The organism is Pandoraea vervacti (assembly GCF_000934605.2).
Classification (GTDB): Bacteria; Pseudomonadota; Gammaproteobacteria; order Burkholderiales; family Burkholderiaceae; genus Pandoraea; species Pandoraea vervacti.
On record NZ_CP010897.2, the window covers coordinates 4,100,239 to 4,115,852 of the forward strand.

A 15,614-nucleotide genomic window follows, 5' to 3' on the forward strand; every position below is an offset into this window, starting at 1 on the left:
CCCGGTGTCTGCCCGGTGTCGCGGCCGGACTATTCCGGCGCAACGACGACCGTGCGGTCGATGCGTTTCGGAAACTGAATCTGCCGAATACGGCGCACCAGCAGTGCCGCGACGATGGCGCCAACACCGGTGAGCAACACGCCGGCATGGACGGCGCTCACGAGCGTCTGACGTGCGGTTTCCACCAGCGGCATGCCGTCGATGCCCATCGCCCGCAGATCCGTCAGCAAATCGGCGCGAAGGGCGGGATCGATGAGAATACGCGGGTCGAGCGCGCGCGCCACGGCGTGGGATGCCAGCGTGCCGTCGAAACCCGACACGGCCCCGGCCACGCCGCGCGCATACCAGTGATTGACCAGCGTGCCCACGATAGTCGTACCCAACATGCCCCCAACCATACGGGTCGATTGCAGCAACGCGGTCGTAATGCCGAACCGTTCCCTCCCGGCAATCTCCTGACCGAACACGTTCATATTGTTCAGGATGAAGCCGATGCCGATCCCCGCGCAGGCCATCGCCATGGCAAGCAGACCGTGCGGGGTGTCGCGATGAGACAGCCCCACCCCCGTCGCCGCAACCGCCAGCAGGCAGAACCCGATGACCAGCATGTTGGTCGGCCGGGCCAGGCGCACAACGATCGGCGTGTTGATGAAGCTGCCCAGCGCAATGCATGCGGCGATCGGCGTGGCGATCAGGCCCGCCGCCTGCGGACTCAGCCCGAATCCCCCTTGCAGCAACAGCGGCGCGAAGAAGATCAGCGAATACATCACGAAACCGATTAGTACCGAGAGGGTGAACAGCACCACGAGTTGCGGGTGACGGAACATGTCGAGGGGCACGATCGGATGCGTTGCGCGGCGTTCGGTGCGCAGCAACGCGAAAAACCCTAGCGCGACTGCAACGATCAGCAGCAGGTTGCCGGACGACGCGCCGTGCGACGGCACATTCTCGATAAAGACCTGGAATCCGCCGAGCACCACCGCGATCCACAGCGCACCGCGCCAGTCCACGCGCACGTCGCCCTTGTGGGCAGGCGGAAATTTCGGCAGATAACGCCAAACGAAATACAGCGCCGCCAGACCGACCGGTAGATTGACGAAGAACGTGGAGCGCCAGCCGAAGTGCTCCGAGAGCAATCCGCCCAGCGACGGCCCCGCCGCCGTGCCGATGCCGTACGCCGTGGTGATGACCACCTGCCAGCGCACGCGCGAGCGGGCGTCGGGAAAGAGGTCAGGAACCGAAGCGAACGCCGTGCCGACCATCATGCCCCCGCCGATGCCCTGCAAGCCGCGCGCGAACACGAGGAATGGCATGTTGGGCGCCAGTCCGCACAACAGTGAGGCGAAGGTAAACGTGAGCACCGAGGCGATGACGAAGCGACGTCGGCCAAAGTAGTCGCCAAGCCGCCCGAACACGGGCACGGTCACAACGGACGCCAGCAGATAGATACTCGCGATCCAAGCGTAGTACTCGAAACCCTTGAGCTCGGCGACGATGGAGGGAAGTGCCGTACTGACGACGGTCTGGTCGAGAGCGACCAGCATATTGACGAGCGCGATGCCGATCATGGCCATCAACGCATCGCGAAAAGGCAGGGGGCGCACGGCGGACTACCTGAAGACTTCATGGAGGGGAGCCGCCATTCTATGCGAAAAATAATGAATATATGAACGTTCATGCGTGGCGCGCATTCTCCGGCGAAACCGCGTCGAATGCCTTGCCGTGCGCCGGTCCGCAATGCTTGATCCGACAACGAATCGACTGATACGAATTTTCAACGGCGGCCTAAAAATTACTCAACGCGATGCGATCGCGCGCGTGGCCGTGATGTACCGATCCCGCGAAATCGGGCGTTATCCGATACCCCTTTCGGACGCACCTCAACCCCATGCCCGGCCCGTCCGGGCATCATCTTTCCATCGCCATATCCATCGCCATCGCCGCGCATCGAAGCAAATGCCTCAATCCCGGGCGCATTCGCCAAAACCGCATCCGAACAACAGCCGCACCATCGCTCGACGCTGTGAAAAGCGTCATCGTCACTTATCTGGAGACCCGCCCATGAAACATCGCCCTGTGCGCGAAGACTATCGATGCTGGCTGGACGCACAGCACGGCGCCGCATCGGCACATGGGCAGGCCCGGGACCCGGCGACGCTCGCTCGGCCCGAACTTCCGCCGACCTTGCCGTTTGCCGGATATGTCGTCTGGTTCCCTCTACGCCGGGCTTATCTCGACATCCGGTTCGATCACCAGCGCTTTGCCATCGTCACGCAGTCGGTGGAAACCGCCGACGAAGCGTTTTACTTCGATCATCTCGACGCCGCATATGGACACGCAACAGATGCCGAAGCGCCGTGCCTGATCCTGTACGCCGCACACCCTGGCGGCCCCGTCAGTGTTGCAGGCTGATGGTTTGTCACGTTCCCACCATTCGTTCGGACGGCGCCCGAGGTGCCCCAAGGAGTCATTGCATGCACGTTCCATCCCAACCGCTACCCGGTTACTGGCCGCAACTGTCGAACTGGCAAGTCAGGGCGGGCGAGGTCTCCGCCGGCCAGAATGCCGCGGCGACGTTCACGAGTATCCGGAACCGGCTGCCCGAGGGGCACACGATTCGGATGGCATCGATGAACACACAAGCAGAGGTCGCCGAGGTCGCCGAAGTCATGGCGTCGGGTCGCGAATGCCGCAGCGTTCATGTCGACGACTTCACGCACAACGTGCTCACGGCCTTGGTTACGCCGCAGGACGGATGTGCGTCTCGTCGCTACACGCGCAATGCCGATTTGCGCACCTCGGTCGCCATCGCACTGGCACTCCACCCGGACGACGGCGACGCGTTGCTCGAAGCGAGACTCAAGGCGTTGGGACTGCCCTCGCTGCTTCGCGACGAACCGCAATATCGGCCCGGCACGCTGGAAGCCCTTCGGTACGATGTCGGGTCTCGAATCGTGGCCATCGGGCGAAGCAAACTACCCGATCTGGCAAACCTTGGCGCGCCGGACGACCTGGCCTTGCATGCGGCAGGCGAACGGGAGCTGTCTTATCTGAATGGCGAGAGTCCGCACGCGGCGCAGGTCGCACTCGATCACAAGCGAATTCTCGATTTTCACTACGGCGCGGCGGGGGTCACGACGTGGGAGAAACAAGACCGGGAGTTCCACGACGGCGATGTGAAACATGTGAAACGCGCGAGCGACAACAGTCGAGGCGCTCACGAGGGTCCCGAGCCGCGAATCGGCACATTCATCGAACATCTGGCGCGATGTCAGCAGCGCGTCGAGCCCACGCGCACGCCCACGCGGGCCAAAGGGCGCATCCCGATTCCTCAGAACGTCGACGCTCAGCGTTCGCGCCGCAAGACGAAAGTCGAGCCACCGCCCTACCCGCTCTCGCCGCAGCACGACATTCTCTACAACTGCACACTGCTCTGAGCGGCCGACAAGTCGGCCGTCCCATCCGTGGTCCCCCTCAGGCTGCAGGCTTGAGTCGACGCGCAAACTTCTCGCGGAATTTCTTGAGCTTCGGGGCGACGACATAAGCGCAGTAGCCCTGGTCCGGATGTTGACGGAAGTAGTTCTGGTGATAGGCCTCGGCAGGCCAGAACGTTTGCGTCGGCACGACCTGCGTGACGATGGGATGCGGATACGTCATCTCGGCCATCAACTCGGCGATGAGATGATCCGCCGCCGTCTTCTGGGCTTCGTCGTGATAGAAGATCGCCGAGCGGTATTGCGTGCCGATATCGTTGCCCTGACGATTGAGCGTGGTCGGATCGTGGATCTGGAAGAACACGACCAGAATCTCCTCGAACGTGACGACGTCCGGATCGTAGGTCACCTGCACGACTTCGGCATGACCGGTATCGCCTTCGCAAACCTGCTCGTAGGTCGGATTGTCGACATGCCCGCCTTCGTAGCCGGAGACGACGGATTTCACGCCGTCCAGTTGCTGATAGCAGGCTTCGAGACACCAGAAACAACCACCGGCCAGCGTGGCGACTTCGGTACGGGTATCGCTCGGGGATTTCGTCTGCTCTGTCATCTTGACCTCGCTTGTCGACTGCGTTGATGCGCGCGCAAACGCGTGTCGCACCGCACCAAACCAATAGGGCGGGCGATCGATGGTCGATCGCCCGCCCTATTGTCGCGCAGAAGTCTCGCGAACGGCGCAAATTACCTGTTGCACCGTGTCACTGCCCCAGCCCCTCTGAAACGCTGACACTCCCAGGCGCCGAGGCTCTGGGGCATCAAAGCCCAGAAGTTTCAAGTGCTCGTAGCCGTCCCGTGCCGTCTCGTCACTGATCCGACTCGCAGCCCGGACTTCCCGGGCAAACGTCAGACGTCCAGTTGCGTGATCAGCGGATGCAGCAAACGTGCACCCACACGCGCCGTCAGGCCGTCGCGGTCATACGTCGGGTTGTACTCGGCGATGTCCGCCACGCGCAGCTTGCCGGAGCGACGCACCACGCCGATGAGCGCCTCGATCACTTCGAGCGCCACGCCGTGCGCGGCCGGTGCCGAAACGCCCGGCGCTTTCTCGCCCGGCAACACGTCCATGTCGATCGTCAGGTAGACGTGATTCACTTTCGCGAGCGTCTTCTCCAACTGCTCGCACATCTGCGGCAGACGGTGCGCGAGCATCGTCTCGTCGAGCCAATAGTCGACGTTCAGCGCCGTCGCGCGCTCGAAGAGCGCTTCCGTGTTGCTGTAACGGCTCACGCCGAGACACGCGTAATGGAACGGTGCCTGGCGCCCTGCCAGCAACTGCGAAATCTGCCAGAACGGCGTGCCCGAGCTGGCCGTCGGCTGGGCGCGAAGATCGAAGTGCGCGTCGAAGTTGAGAATCAGCATCGGCTCGTCGCGCAGGCGATCGCCGAAATGTTCCGCCACTCCGAGGAACGTGCCGTAGGCGATCTCATGCCCGCCACCGAGCACCACGGGGCGCGCGCCGGCAGCCAGCACTTCGGCCACACGATGCCCCAGCGCGGCCTGAGCGGCTTCGAGGCGATCGTCGGCGCAAACGATGTTGCCGCCGTCGAACACAGCAGGCGTGCCTTGCACCGGCAAACTCGCCAGCGCGCGACGCAGCATGTCGGGGCCGGCAACGGCGCCCTGACGGCCATGATTGCGGCGCACGCCCTCGTCGCTGCAAAAGCCCAGCACTACAGCGCCGCCTGCGACTTCCGACGCCTCACAGGCGTCGTAGTCACGCAGCACCTGATGCAGGCGCAGCGTATGGCCCGCTTCGCCGGTATCCACGCGGCCCTGCCAGACCGCTCGATCGATTGTCATACGTATTCCTGCCTTGCCTTACCTGATCGTTACCGAATGCCTGCGCATGCGCTTGCTAAATCTTGCTAAATCTCGCTAACGCATGTCTCGCATGTCTCGCGCGCAGGCACCATTCACACGGGATCACGCGGATCGCGTGAGCACCGCCTGAAGGAATTCACGCGTGCGCGCTTCGCGCGGCGCAGTGAAAATCTGGTCCGGCGGACCGGCTTCGATGATGCGCCCCTGATCCATCACGACCACCACGTCGGCCACTTCGCGAGCAAAGCCCATTTCATGCGTCACGACGAGCATGGTCATACCGTCGTTCGCGAGCGCCTTCATGACTTGCAGCACTTCACCGACGAGTTCCGGATCGAGTGCGGAGGTAGGCTCGTCAAAAAGCATGACCTGCGGCTGCATCGCCAATGCGCGGGCAATTGCCACACGTTGCTTCTGGCCGCCCGAGAGCGTGCCCGGGTAGACGTCGGCCTTCGCCGCCAGGCCCACCTTGGCGAGCAGTTCGCGTGCGAGCTTGTCGGCCTCGGCGCTTTTCATGCCGCGCAGCTTGCGCGGTGCGAGCGTGACGTTGTCGAGCACCGTCAGATGCGGGAAAAGATTGAACGACTGGAACACCATGCCCACTTCCGTGCGCAAATGGTTGAGCGCGTTCTCGCCCATCATCTTGCCGTGATCGACGAGCTTCTTGCCCACGATCTCGATGGTGCCCTGCTCTGCCGTCTCAAGACCGTTGCAGCAGCGCAGGAACGTGCTTTTGCCCGACCCGCTCGGGCCGATGACCACGACGACCTGACGGGCGTCGACTTCGAAATCGATGCCCTTGAGCACCTGATGGCTACCGTAGGCCTTGCCCAGCCCTTCGATCTTCAGGATCGGGGCGCCGGTGACTTTCTTGACTTCGCTCATTGCACGGCACCTCCGGCACGCAGGGACTTCTCGGCGCGCTGCAGCAACAGCGTGGTCACACCGGTCAGAATCAGATAAACAAAAGCAATCGCCAGATACACTTCCAGCGAGCGATACGACACGCTGATGATCTTCTGGCCTTCGTGCATCACGTCATGAATCGTGAGCAGCGACACGAGGGCGGAGTTCTTGATCAGCGCGATGAATTCATTGCCCAGCGGTGGGATCATGCGAACCACCGCCTGCGGCAGAATGACCGAGCGCATGGCCTGACCATAGGGCATGCCCAGCGAACGGGCGGCTTCCATCTGACCGCGTTCGATCGACTGGATGGCGCCACGCACGATTTCCGACACGTAGGCGCCGCTATAGATGCCCAGGCCCAGCACGCCGCACACGAACGCCGGCAGCAGAATGTTGAACTGCGGCAGGCCGAAGAACAGGATGAAGAGCTGCACCAGCAGCGGCGTGCCACGAATGAACGTGACGTAAGCGGTACAGATGCCGTAGCGAATGCGGTTCGCCGGATTGAGGCGGCCCATGCCGACCAGCAAACCCAGCACACAGCCCAGGGCCAGGGCGCAGGCAGTCACTTCAACGGTCACCAGCGCGCCACGCGCCAGATCCGTCCAGTTTGCCCACACCGGCGAAAAATCGAGTTCCATGCGTACTCCGTCAGTTGCTCTACTGCGCTATTGCTTATTACTTGGGCGGACGACGTCCCCCGTATCAGGGTGACGGCCAGCCCGCCCGGTCTTGCTTTGGTATTGCCCGACGTCGCTCGGGACTGCGCCGAGACGACGTTCGCGAATGCCTTACTTCGCGGTACCGAAGTACTTGGTCACGAGCGCGGCGTAGGTGCCGTCGGCGCGGACCTTCTCCAGCGCCTTGTTCATTTCTTCGGTCAGCGCCTTGTCTTCCTTGCGAAGGGCGAAGCCATAACGCTCGATCGTGAGCGTCTTGTCGAGCACCTTCACCGACGGGTTGGCCTTGGCGTACAACAGTGCGGCCGGCTTACCGGTCACGGCGGCGTCGGCACGGCCGATCTTCACGAGTTCGAACATCTGGTCGTTCTTCTCGACTTCCACGCGCGAGACCTTCGGATAGTTTTCCGTCAGGAACTGCACCGACTTCGTGCCGACCTGCACCGAGACCTTCTTGCCGTTCAGATCGGCCGGTTCCTTGATGCTGGTGTTATCCGCCTTGACCATGATGGCCAGACCGCCGGTGTAGTACGGGTGCGTAAAGTTCACGGCCTTCAGACGCTCGTCCGTGATGTAGATGGCCGAAGCGGCCACGTCGACGCGCTTGGACAGCACGGCCGGGATCAGCCCCTTGAAATCGATATCCGTCCACTCGACTTTCTTGCCCATGGCCTTGCCCAGCGCTTCGATCATTTCGACGTCGAAGCCCGTGCGCTTGCCGTTTTCCACGTATTCGAACGGCGGGAAGGTCGCGTCGGTCGCGACACGCAGCACGTCGTCGGCAGCGAAAACTTTGGTCGAGCAGGTGACGGCCAGCGCCATCGTGAACAGGATGTGACGCAATTTCATCTGGTACTCCTTCGTGTAGTCTCGGTTCGGAAAAACCGGTTAAAAGTACTGCAATCGATTTGAAATACGCTCGGCTGCCGCCACCGTGAGACGGATCAGCTCTTCGTGGCGCTGCGCCACACGCACGGCCGGCGCCATCAGGGTGATGGTGCCTTCCAGACGTTCCTTCGCGGCAAAGACGGGAGCCGACACGCCCCAGACGCCGAAATCCACTTCGCTCTCGGACACCGCGTAGCGCTGCTTGCGAATCTCTTCGACCTGCGCGACGAGACGCTCCTGCGCAACCGGCTGACCCGCCAATTGGCGCCCGATCAGATTGTCGCGGGTGGTCTGGGGCAGGAAGGAGAGCAAGGCCTTGGCCGATGCGCCGTGCACCAGCGGGTGTGCGCGTCCCTTGGCGAACGAGCAACGCAGCGATTGCTCGCTCTCGTGCATGTCGAGGCAAACGACCTGGCCGTTCGCGGCCACAAGCAGACCAACGGTCTCGCCGGTGCGCTGCACGAGGGCGTCGATTTCTTCGCGTGCCTGGGTAACTAGATGCGAGTTGTGGTCGAAACCCCACGCCAATTGCACGCCAACCGGACCAGGTTCGTAGAGCGCCTCATGGGCGTGCTCCTGCACCAGGCCCCACTTCTTGAGCGGCACGAGGTGGCGGTAAACCGTGGAGAGCGGCAGGCTCGTTTGCGCGGCGATCTCGCGTGCCGCGATCGGTCGTCCATGACGCGCCACAGTCACAAGGACTTGCAGAACGCGCTCGGAGACCGAATGAGCTTCGGTGGTGTCCATCGTCTTCAAAAACCAAAGAAAGCAAAAAAATCAGCGGAATGTGCCGCTGATGACGACATGGGCGCTATCTTGCGATGCAATTCCCAAAGTAAAAAATGCGATTCTTACCGGATGGTAACAAATTGGGAGATTACGCATAGGGACTTTCCCTTATGCACCGCGGAATCGAGGCATAAAAAAACGCCGAAACCCTTATGAATAAAGGGTATCGGCGTTTTTAAGCAAAAACCGAATAAAGACTCTGATTACCGAATATTGGTAGCCATTTGCGAATCCGAGGCGGTCGATAGCCACTCGATGAGAATCGGTTTCTGCACTTTCCCAAGTGCGCTCTTCGGCAGGCTGTCGAAGATGACGACCCGGCGCGGCAGTTTGAAGCGCGCGATGCGGGTCGCAAGAAAGTCGAGAACGGCCTGCGGCGTGGCCGGAGCATCGGACGTCGGTACAACCACCGCCACCGGCACCTCTCCCCAGCGCTCGTCGGGCACGCCTACCACCGACGCTTCGAGCACGCCCGGGCAATCGACCAGCGCGTTTTCGATCTCCGCCGGATAAATGTTCTCGCCGCCCGAGATGATCATGTCCTTACTCCGGCCAACGACTTCGAAGCATCCGTCGTCGCGAAGCCGCGCGAGATCGCCCGAACGAAACCAGCCGTCCTCGAGGCCGAGGTTCCCGGGCGCGTGCCGAGTGCGCCAATACTCCCGCATGACGTTCGGCGCGCGCACGAGAATCTCGCCGACCTCGCCCGGCGCAACGTCGTGCCCCGCCCCGTCGACCAATCGCACTTCGACGCCCGGGCAGGCACGCCCGACCGCCCCCGGATGGGCCTTCGCTTCGCCGAAACGCAGCGCGATGGACACCGGTCCGGTCTCCGTCGCGCCGTAGACTTGTCCCAGCGGAATGCCGCGGGCATGAAACGCATCGATGGCGGACATCGGCACCACGCTCGATCCGGCCATCACGCCGCGCAGCGAGGAGAGATCGGTCGTCGCCCACGCGGGGTGCATCTGCACCGCGCGCAGGGTCGCAGGCACCATCAGCGACAGCGAGGGACGGTGTCTGGCCACATCCGCCAGCCACGCCGCCGGATCGAAGCGCGGGTGCAGCGTGACGCTCGCTCCACGAAGCAACGCGGGCAGCGTCTGAATGCAGAGCCCGCCGACGTGAAACATCGGCAAGGTCGACAGGACATGATCGTCGGCGCGCATCTCGTGCGACCACCAACTGGCTTCGGCATTGGCGAGCAGTCCGGCTTGCGTGTGAAGCGCGCCTTTCGGCTCGCCCGTCGTACCGGACGTATAGGCCAGCAGCACCGGCGCGTCGGCAGGCACGTCGGGGTACGCGACCGGCTTGACGGACGGCACCGCGATCAGCCCGTCGATAGGCGCGATGGCCGGCGGTGGCAGATCGGTAATCGGATCGTGCTCCAGCGTGTCGCGGATCTGGCGCGCCGTATCGCGATGCATGGCATCGAACCACAGCACGCGCACCCCCGCATGGCGCACAATCGCCGAGAGCTCCGGCACGGCAAGGCGGAAATTGAGCGGCAGGAAAATGGCACCGGCACGTGCGCAGGCGAAGAGCAGCGCCAGTTGCAGTTCGTCGTTCAGACCGAGACAGGCGACGCGATCCCCCGGCGCAATACGCCATGTCTCACGCAGATGGCCGCCGACGCGCTCGATGCGTCGCCAAAGTGCGGCATAGTCGATCGTCAGGGCTTGCTCGCCAACACCGCACCGCAGCGCCAGCCGCTCGGGCGTGGCGCGCGCGTGACGGGCGAGCGCTTCTACAAAAGGCGTCAACTTGGTCTCCGTGACGTTACTCACCACCCATACCCTCCTACCTCCCCATACCGCCCACGCCGCGCATTACTCGTCGCGCTCGCCCGGTTCGTAGAGCGCTTCGCGGCCGATACGATCGAGACACAACTCCGCCGTCCACGGCAGCATCAACGCGCCGCAACGCGAATCCCGATACATGCGCTCGAGCGGCAGCGTCTTGAGCATGGACTGCCCGCCGCAGGTGCGAATCGCGAGGCGGCACAACTCGTTGGCGTTCTCCATGATCGTGTACTGCGCCGCGTACGCGCGCAGCCGCGCCTCCTTGCCCGGGTCGGCCCGACCGTCCTGCAATGCGCGCAGGAACAAGGCCCGCGTCTGCTCCAGCATGATGTGCATCTGAGCGACCGCGATCTGCTTGGTCGGATACATCCGACGCTTGACCGGCGCCCCCATGCCTTCGGCTTCGCCGCGCAGATAGCGAACGGTGAAATCGTACGCTGCCTGCGCAATGCCCATATAGGTGGGCGCGAGCGTCATGAACATGTGCGGCCAGCGGCTGGCGGCCTGATAGTAGACGCCGCGCGGCATGAGTTGCAGCTCGTCCGCCACGAACACGTCCTTGAAGAGCAACGTACGCGAGACGGTACCGCGCATGCCCAGCGGATCCCAGTCGCCGGTGACGGTCACGCCCGGGGCGTCGCCCGGCACCGCGATGTAGAACGTGTCCTTCATCGACAGTTCGGGTTTGTCTTCCGTGCACAGCACGCCGTAGTAATTGGCGGCGCCCGAGAGCGACGCGAAGATCTTGCGACCATTGATCAGCCAGCCGCCGTCGACCTTCGTCGCGGTGGTGCCGAACGGCGCCTTGCCGGCGGCGGCCGCGCTGCCCTCGGAGAAGGGCTGGGCGTAGATCGCGCCATCCTGAATGACACGTGCGAAGTGATGCTTGCGATAGCCCGCGTGTTCGGTGCGTTGTTCGGGCGTCATGTCGAGATCGTCGGCGAGAATGCCGGTCCACATCATCGAGCACGTGTGCATGTTGAACGTGAGCGCCGTGGCGCCGCAATGACGGCCCAGTTCGGCGGAGACCATCATATAGGTCGCGAAGTCCGCCCCCAGACCGCCCTCCGCCTCGGGGATGCACAACTTCAGCAATCCGGCGGCGCGCATGTCGTCGTAGTTCTCGAACGGGAACGACGCTTCGCGATCCCAGCGCGCGGCGCGCGGCGCGAGCGATTCGCGCCCGACCTGTTCTGCCAGCGCCAGCAGGCGCCGTTGCTTGTCCGTGAGCGGATAGTGCTCGCCGACGATCGAAGGGGGCTGATAGGCCACGGTTGTCTCCTGATGTGTTCTGGGGATGGACGGAAGTGAGGGAGGACTGGCGTGCAGTCAGGCTCGCAGATCGGCGAGGAACGCTCGCACCTCGGCGTCGAAGGCCGCGGGGTGCGTGAGATTCATCAGATGGCCGGCGCCCGGCAGGCAAACGTAGCGGGCGTTCGGAATGACCTCGGCCATGCGGGCCATGACTTTCGGCGGCGCGTTGTTGTCGTGCTCGCCCGCGACAAGCAACACGGGGACGGACAAACGCGCCAGCGCTGCGCGCTGTTCGAACCCCACCAGCGCCTGCAAGGCGGCGCGGTAAGCTTCGGGCGTGAGCGCGCCCATGGCCTCCACGGCCAGCGCGTGCGCTGCTTCGCGCGCGGCGTCGTCAGGCTCGCCCAGCATGCCCGGCACGATGGCGTCGGCCATCTCGCGCAGTGTCTTGCCCGCGTCGAGCGGCGCGGTGCGCTGTCGCACGAACTCCCGCTGAAAGTCGCCGTCCGGTTTGCCGAATGCGGGCGACGTGCCGCAAAGCACGAGCGCGGCGACATCGCGGGTGAAGGGTTCGCCACGCGCCATCAACTCCTGCGCCACCATGCCGCCCATGCTGTGACCGACCAGCACGAAGCGCGACGGCGCGAGCGAGTCGAGCAAGGTACGCAGACTGTCCGCGAGGGCCGCCATCGTCGGCGCGGCGGGCATCGCACTCTCGCCGTACCCCGGCATGTCCCACGCCACGACGCGATACCCCGCCGCAACGAATGTCTCGAACTGCGCCGGCCAGACGTTGCGATTGCCGCCGATGCCGTGCAGCAGCACGAGTGTGAGCGGGCCGTCGCCTTCCACGCGACAGGAGGGGCAGGCAAGCGTGGTGCACGCCATCATGCGAATTCGCCTTGCAGTTGCCCGTCGCGCACCACGACATCGCCATCGAGCGCGATCGTGCACTTGCGCAGCGGCAGGTCGAAGTGACCCAGCGTATGGCGTCCCGCGACCTCATTGGCGCCCGTCGAGTAGAGGAAGTTGCCGGCGAAGGCACGTTGCTCCGTGCCGTTGCAGTCGCGTTTGTCGTAGCAGGCGAGTGCATCCCAGCGCGCGCGCGGGTTCAGGCCGAAGCCGACGTGCGAGACGGCATACGCCTCGCGATCGCCCCATGCCGCGAAATAATCGCGCATGAGATCCACGTCGACGCCCTCGCCGTCGATGGCCACGACGTAGTCATCCTCGACGGTCAGTGCGATACGGTCGCGCAGGTATTGTTTGAAGGTGAGGTTGATGTCGCCGGGCGCCAGCACGAGTTGACCGTTCACGCTGTGCGCGGCGGGAAACGCCAGCGCCAGGCCGCCGGGCCAGTGCGCCACCTGGCCGGGCTTGGCGCACCAGCCCCACACACCGCCGACGCGCGCGTCGCGCAGTCCGATGCGCAGATCGGTCCCGGCGGCCGATGTCACGTGCATCTGCGCTGCGCCGCGCAAACGCTTGATGGCGGCGCGCACCTTCGGCTCCATTGCCGGATCGGTGGCGCAGCGCTCCAGAATCTCGGGATGTTCGTTCGACACCATGAGCACGCGTGCGCCGCCGCCGAGAATTTCCGGCAGTTCGGGGGCGTGCAGCAGGCCTTCGACGGTGCAATCGACAACGAGCGTTGCCGTCTTCAGCGCGGCGACGACCGGGGCCAATTGCCCCAACGCGTCGCTTGCGCCGGTCGAGCGCACGGGCACCGGCGCGGCCAGTCGCGGGCTGGGCACGATCAGCCGGAAAGGCCTTGCGCCAAGCGACTCGGCGGCCAGTTGCGCTAATTCCACGTTGACAGGCCGGGATTGCGTTTCGGCTACAATCGCCACCACATCACCGGGTCGTATGTCGCAGCGCCGCAAAGTCTCGGCAAATACGTCGATCCACTTATGCTCGATTCGCTCGATCAGCATATCGTCTCCTGAGCGTCTGACCCTTGCGCCCCTGCGGGGCTCCGTTGGCCATCACGCGTCTTGTCGATCTGTTGTTCGTGCCATAGTATATGAATATTCATACAAATCAACCCGATCAAATTTGCCGGACGGGAGTGCAGGGAAAGTGAACGCCAAACGCGCCGCAACGCCAGATTTCGACAGCACGGCTTTTCGCAATGCGCTCAGTCAGTTTGCGACCGGGGTCACTGTGATTACCACGCGAGCCGAAGACGGTTCGCTCATCGGCATCACCGCGAGCTCATTCAATTCGGTCTCGCTCACGCCACCGCTCATTCTGTGGAGTCTCGCCACGCGCGCCGGAAGCATGCCCGTCTTCCGTGAAAACTCGCATTACGTGGTGAACGTGCTGGCCGCCGATCAGTTGGACATCTGCAAGCGTTTTGCGACGATGAAGGGCGACCGGTTCGCGGGCGTACCGTACACGTTGTCCGCCTCGGGCACGCCTGTGCTCGACGGTGCGCTGGCGTGGTTCGAGTGCCACAACCGCAGCCGTTACGACGAAGGCGATCATGTGATCTTCGTGGGCGAAGTCGAGCGGTGCGGCGTGCATGCGCAGGCAGGCGATCGTACGCCGCTCGTCTTCCACGGCGGCAGTTTCCACAAACCCCAATCGCTGGGCTAAGACGCATCATGTCTGCTGCGAGCGCGCCCTTCGTCGACGACTATCTGGCGTACCTGCTCGCGCGCGCGAGCGCACTGGTCTCGGACGAATTCCATCGCGAAGTCGCCGCGGCAGGTCTCGGCGTGCTGGAGTGGCGCGTGCTCGCCACGCTCTCCGACGACCGGGCACGCACCGTCAACCAACTGGCGGACATCGTGCTTGCCAAGCAACCGACCGTCACCAAGGTCATCGATCGACTCGAAGCCTCGGGCTACGTTCTCAGGGGGGAGAGCGCGACCGATCGACGCCAGTCGCTCGTCTCGCTCACGGGGGCGGGCATCGTTCACGTCAAGCCACTGCTCGACAGCGCCCGCCGCCACGAAGCGCGTGTGCTCGCCCGCTTCGGCCAGACCCAATCGGCGCAACTCAAGGACGCGCTGCGCGAACTCATCCACCAGATGACGGATTGCCGCCAGCCGTAGATGTTTTCGCCCCCCGGCTTCAAGTTCCGACGAACTCGCATCGAATTCGATCAATTTCACGAAAATTAAAATAATCCACCGAGAAATCGGCAAAATCGCCTTCCGAATTTCAATTTAGCGTTTCACGCCCTTCGAATACGCAAGCACCTGCGGCGAGGAATTTCCTACACTATCTGGGATTTCTCCTTCCATGATTCGCCCTCACAAAGCGCTTGCGTATGAACGTTTCGAACGCTGCGGCTAGCACCGCAGATACCTCCATGACTCGCGAGCGTCGCGTGTGGGATATCAGCGCACCACTGAGCGCCGACACGCCCGTGTGGCCCGGCGATACGCCCTTCACGGAGCAAGCCGTCTGGCAGATCGGTCCGGGCTGCCCCGTCAACGTCGGTCGGATCACGCTCTCGCCGCACACCGGCGCGCATGCCGACGCGCCGCGTCATTACGACGACGAAGGCGTGTGTATCGGCGAAGTCGATCTCCAGACCTATCTCGGTCCGTGCCGCGTGATTCATTGCCTCGGCGCGTCGCCACTCGTCACTCCCGAGATGGTCGAGCCTTATCTGACGGATGTGCCTTCGCGAGTGCTCCTGCGTACGTATGCGCAAGCGCCTGTGGACCGCTGGGACAGCGAGTTCTGCGCTGTCGCACCTGAAACCATCGATCTGCTCGCCTCGCGCGGCGTGGCGCTCGTGGGCATCGACACGCCGTCGCTCGATCCGCAGCAGAGCAAGACGATGGACGCACATCACCGGATTCGCGCCCACCGCATGGCGATTCTCGAAGGACTGGTGCTCGACGCCATCGAGCCCGCCGACTACGAACTCATCGCGCTGCCGCTGAAGTTCATGCGGCTCGACGCGAGCCCCGTGCGCGCCGCGCTGCGTTCGCTCTGAGCCTCGCGCCTGCACCGCG

Annotated in this window: 16 protein-coding genes; 5 read left to right on the forward strand and 11 right to left on the reverse strand. The window is 63.6% G+C overall.

The window, feature by feature from the left end; translation table 11 throughout:
- Positions 1-29 precede the first annotated feature (29 nt).
- Positions 30-1,568 (reverse strand): MFS transporter, encoded by a 1,539-nt coding sequence (locus UC34_RS17775; protein ID WP_044458354.1) that lies wholly within the window; start codon positions 1,566-1,568, stop codon positions 30-32.
- Positions 1,569-1,680: 112 nt separating this feature from the next.
- Between UC34_RS17775 and UC34_RS25465 the strand changes: the two genes are divergently transcribed.
- Positions 1,681-2,412: a hypothetical protein gene (locus tag UC34_RS25465; RefSeq protein ID WP_157123228.1), complete on the forward strand. Its 732-nt coding sequence runs from the start codon at positions 1,681-1,683 to the stop codon at positions 2,410-2,412.
- Between the two features lie 62 nt (positions 2,413-2,474).
- The gene (locus UC34_RS17785) at positions 2,475-3,437 is read left to right on the forward strand and encodes a hypothetical protein (RefSeq protein WP_044456616.1); all 963 of its coding nucleotides are present in this window, start codon (positions 2,475-2,477) and stop codon (positions 3,435-3,437) included.
- Positions 3,438-3,474: 37 nt separating this feature from the next.
- Here the strand turns inward: UC34_RS17785 and msrA are convergent, their stop codons facing one another.
- From msrA to UC34_RS17835, 10 genes are all read right to left on the reverse strand, one after another.
- On the reverse strand, positions 3,475-4,047 hold the full coding sequence (gene msrA / locus UC34_RS17790; protein WP_044456617.1) for a peptide-methionine (S)-S-oxide reductase MsrA: 573 nt from the start codon (positions 4,045-4,047) through the stop codon (positions 3,475-3,477).
- A gap of 293 nt (positions 4,048-4,340) precedes the next feature.
- Complete coding sequence (gene hutG, locus UC34_RS17795) at positions 4,341-5,297, reverse strand: formimidoylglutamase (RefSeq protein ID WP_044456618.1); 957 nt, start codon at positions 5,295-5,297, stop codon at positions 4,341-4,343.
- Positions 5,298-5,420: 123 nt separating this feature from the next.
- On the reverse strand, positions 5,421-6,203 hold the full coding sequence (locus UC34_RS17800) for an amino acid ABC transporter ATP-binding protein (protein WP_044456619.1): 783 nt from the start codon (positions 6,201-6,203) through the stop codon (positions 5,421-5,423).
- On the reverse strand, positions 6,200-6,868 hold the full coding sequence (locus tag UC34_RS17805) for an amino acid ABC transporter permease (RefSeq protein ID WP_039396703.1): 669 nt from the start codon (positions 6,866-6,868) through the stop codon (positions 6,200-6,202). The genes UC34_RS17800 and UC34_RS17805 overlap by 4 nt, the downstream gene beginning before the upstream one ends.
- A 150-nt stretch (positions 6,869-7,018) precedes the next feature.
- The gene (locus UC34_RS17810) at positions 7,019-7,756 is read right to left on the reverse strand and encodes a transporter substrate-binding domain-containing protein (RefSeq protein WP_052811119.1); all 738 of its coding nucleotides are present in this window, start codon (positions 7,754-7,756) and stop codon (positions 7,019-7,021) included.
- 39 nt (positions 7,757-7,795) lie between these two features.
- A complete protein-coding gene (locus UC34_RS17815) occupies positions 7,796-8,542 on the reverse strand; it encodes an IclR family transcriptional regulator (protein WP_044456620.1) in 747 nt (248 codons plus the stop codon).
- Positions 8,543-8,787: 245 nt separating this feature from the next.
- A complete protein-coding gene (locus UC34_RS17820; protein WP_044458356.1) occupies positions 8,788-10,347 on the reverse strand; it encodes a class I adenylate-forming enzyme family protein in 1,560 nt (519 codons plus the stop codon).
- A 66-nt stretch (positions 10,348-10,413) separates the two neighbouring features.
- Positions 10,414-11,658 (reverse strand): acyl-CoA dehydrogenase family protein, encoded by a 1,245-nt coding sequence (locus tag UC34_RS17825; protein ID WP_044456621.1) that lies wholly within the window; start codon positions 11,656-11,658, stop codon positions 10,414-10,416.
- A 57-nt stretch (positions 11,659-11,715) separates the two neighbouring features.
- Positions 11,716-12,531 carry an alpha/beta fold hydrolase gene (locus UC34_RS17830; protein WP_044456622.1) on the reverse strand — a complete coding sequence of 272 codons (816 nt, stop codon included), beginning with the start codon at positions 12,529-12,531 and terminating at the stop codon, positions 11,716-11,718.
- Positions 12,528-13,574 carry a 2,5-dihydroxypyridine 5,6-dioxygenase NicX family protein gene (locus tag UC34_RS17835; protein ID WP_044456623.1) on the reverse strand — a complete coding sequence of 349 codons (1,047 nt, stop codon included), beginning with the start codon at positions 13,572-13,574 and terminating at the stop codon, positions 12,528-12,530. The genes UC34_RS17830 and UC34_RS17835 overlap by 4 nt, the downstream gene beginning before the upstream one ends.
- Before the next feature lie 145 nt (positions 13,575-13,719).
- Between UC34_RS17835 and UC34_RS17840 the strand changes: the two genes are divergently transcribed.
- From UC34_RS17840 to kynB, 3 genes are all read left to right on the forward strand, one after another.
- The gene (locus UC34_RS17840) at positions 13,720-14,238 is read left to right on the forward strand and encodes a flavin reductase family protein (RefSeq protein WP_150627150.1); all 519 of its coding nucleotides are present in this window, start codon (positions 13,720-13,722) and stop codon (positions 14,236-14,238) included.
- An 8-nt stretch (positions 14,239-14,246) separates the two neighbouring features.
- Positions 14,247-14,699, forward strand: coding sequence for a MarR family winged helix-turn-helix transcriptional regulator (locus tag UC34_RS17845; RefSeq protein WP_044456625.1), 453 nt, complete (start codon positions 14,247-14,249; stop codon positions 14,697-14,699).
- A gap of 260 nt (positions 14,700-14,959) precedes the next feature.
- The gene (gene kynB, locus UC34_RS17850; protein ID WP_044456626.1) at positions 14,960-15,595 is read left to right on the forward strand and encodes an arylformamidase; all 636 of its coding nucleotides are present in this window, start codon (positions 14,960-14,962) and stop codon (positions 15,593-15,595) included.
- The last annotated feature ends 19 nt before the right edge of the window (positions 15,596-15,614 follow it).

What these genes read in the sequence shown, in the direction of transcription:
- UC34_RS17775 (WP_044458354.1), bottom strand. Translation starts at nt 1,568, where the DNA reads ATGATCGGCATCGCGCTCGTCAATATGCTGGTCGCTCTCGACCAGACC.
- UC34_RS17785 (WP_044456616.1), top strand. Translation starts at nt 2,475, where the DNA reads ATGCACGTTCCATCCCAACCGCTACCCGGTTACTGGCCGCAACTGTCG.
- msrA (WP_044456617.1), bottom strand. Translation starts at nt 4,047, where the DNA reads ATGACAGAGCAGACGAAATCCCCGAGCGATACCCGTACCGAAGTCGCC.
- hutG (WP_044456618.1), bottom strand. Translation starts at nt 5,297, where the DNA reads ATGACAATCGATCGAGCGGTCTGGCAGGGCCGCGTGGATACCGGCGAA.
- UC34_RS17800 (WP_044456619.1), bottom strand. Translation starts at nt 6,203, where the DNA reads ATGAGCGAAGTCAAGAAAGTCACCGGCGCCCCGATCCTGAAGATCGAA.
- UC34_RS17805 (WP_039396703.1), bottom strand. Translation starts at nt 6,868, where the DNA reads ATGGAACTCGATTTTTCGCCGGTGTGGGCAAACTGGACGGATCTGGCG.
- UC34_RS17810 (WP_052811119.1), bottom strand. Translation starts at nt 7,756, where the DNA reads ATGAAATTGCGTCACATCCTGTTCACGATGGCGCTGGCCGTCACCTGC.
- UC34_RS17815 (WP_044456620.1), bottom strand. Translation starts at nt 8,542, where the DNA reads ATGGACACCACCGAAGCTCATTCGGTCTCCGAGCGCGTTCTGCAAGTC.
- UC34_RS17830 (WP_044456622.1), bottom strand. Translation starts at nt 12,531, where the DNA reads ATGATGGCGTGCACCACGCTTGCCTGCCCCTCCTGTCGCGTGGAAGGC.
- UC34_RS17835 (WP_044456623.1), bottom strand. Translation starts at nt 13,574, where the DNA reads ATGCTGATCGAGCGAATCGAGCATAAGTGGATCGACGTATTTGCCGAG.
- UC34_RS17845 (WP_044456625.1), top strand. Translation starts at nt 14,247, where the DNA reads ATGTCTGCTGCGAGCGCGCCCTTCGTCGACGACTATCTGGCGTACCTG.
- kynB (WP_044456626.1), top strand. Translation starts at nt 14,960, where the DNA reads ATGACTCGCGAGCGTCGCGTGTGGGATATCAGCGCACCACTGAGCGCC.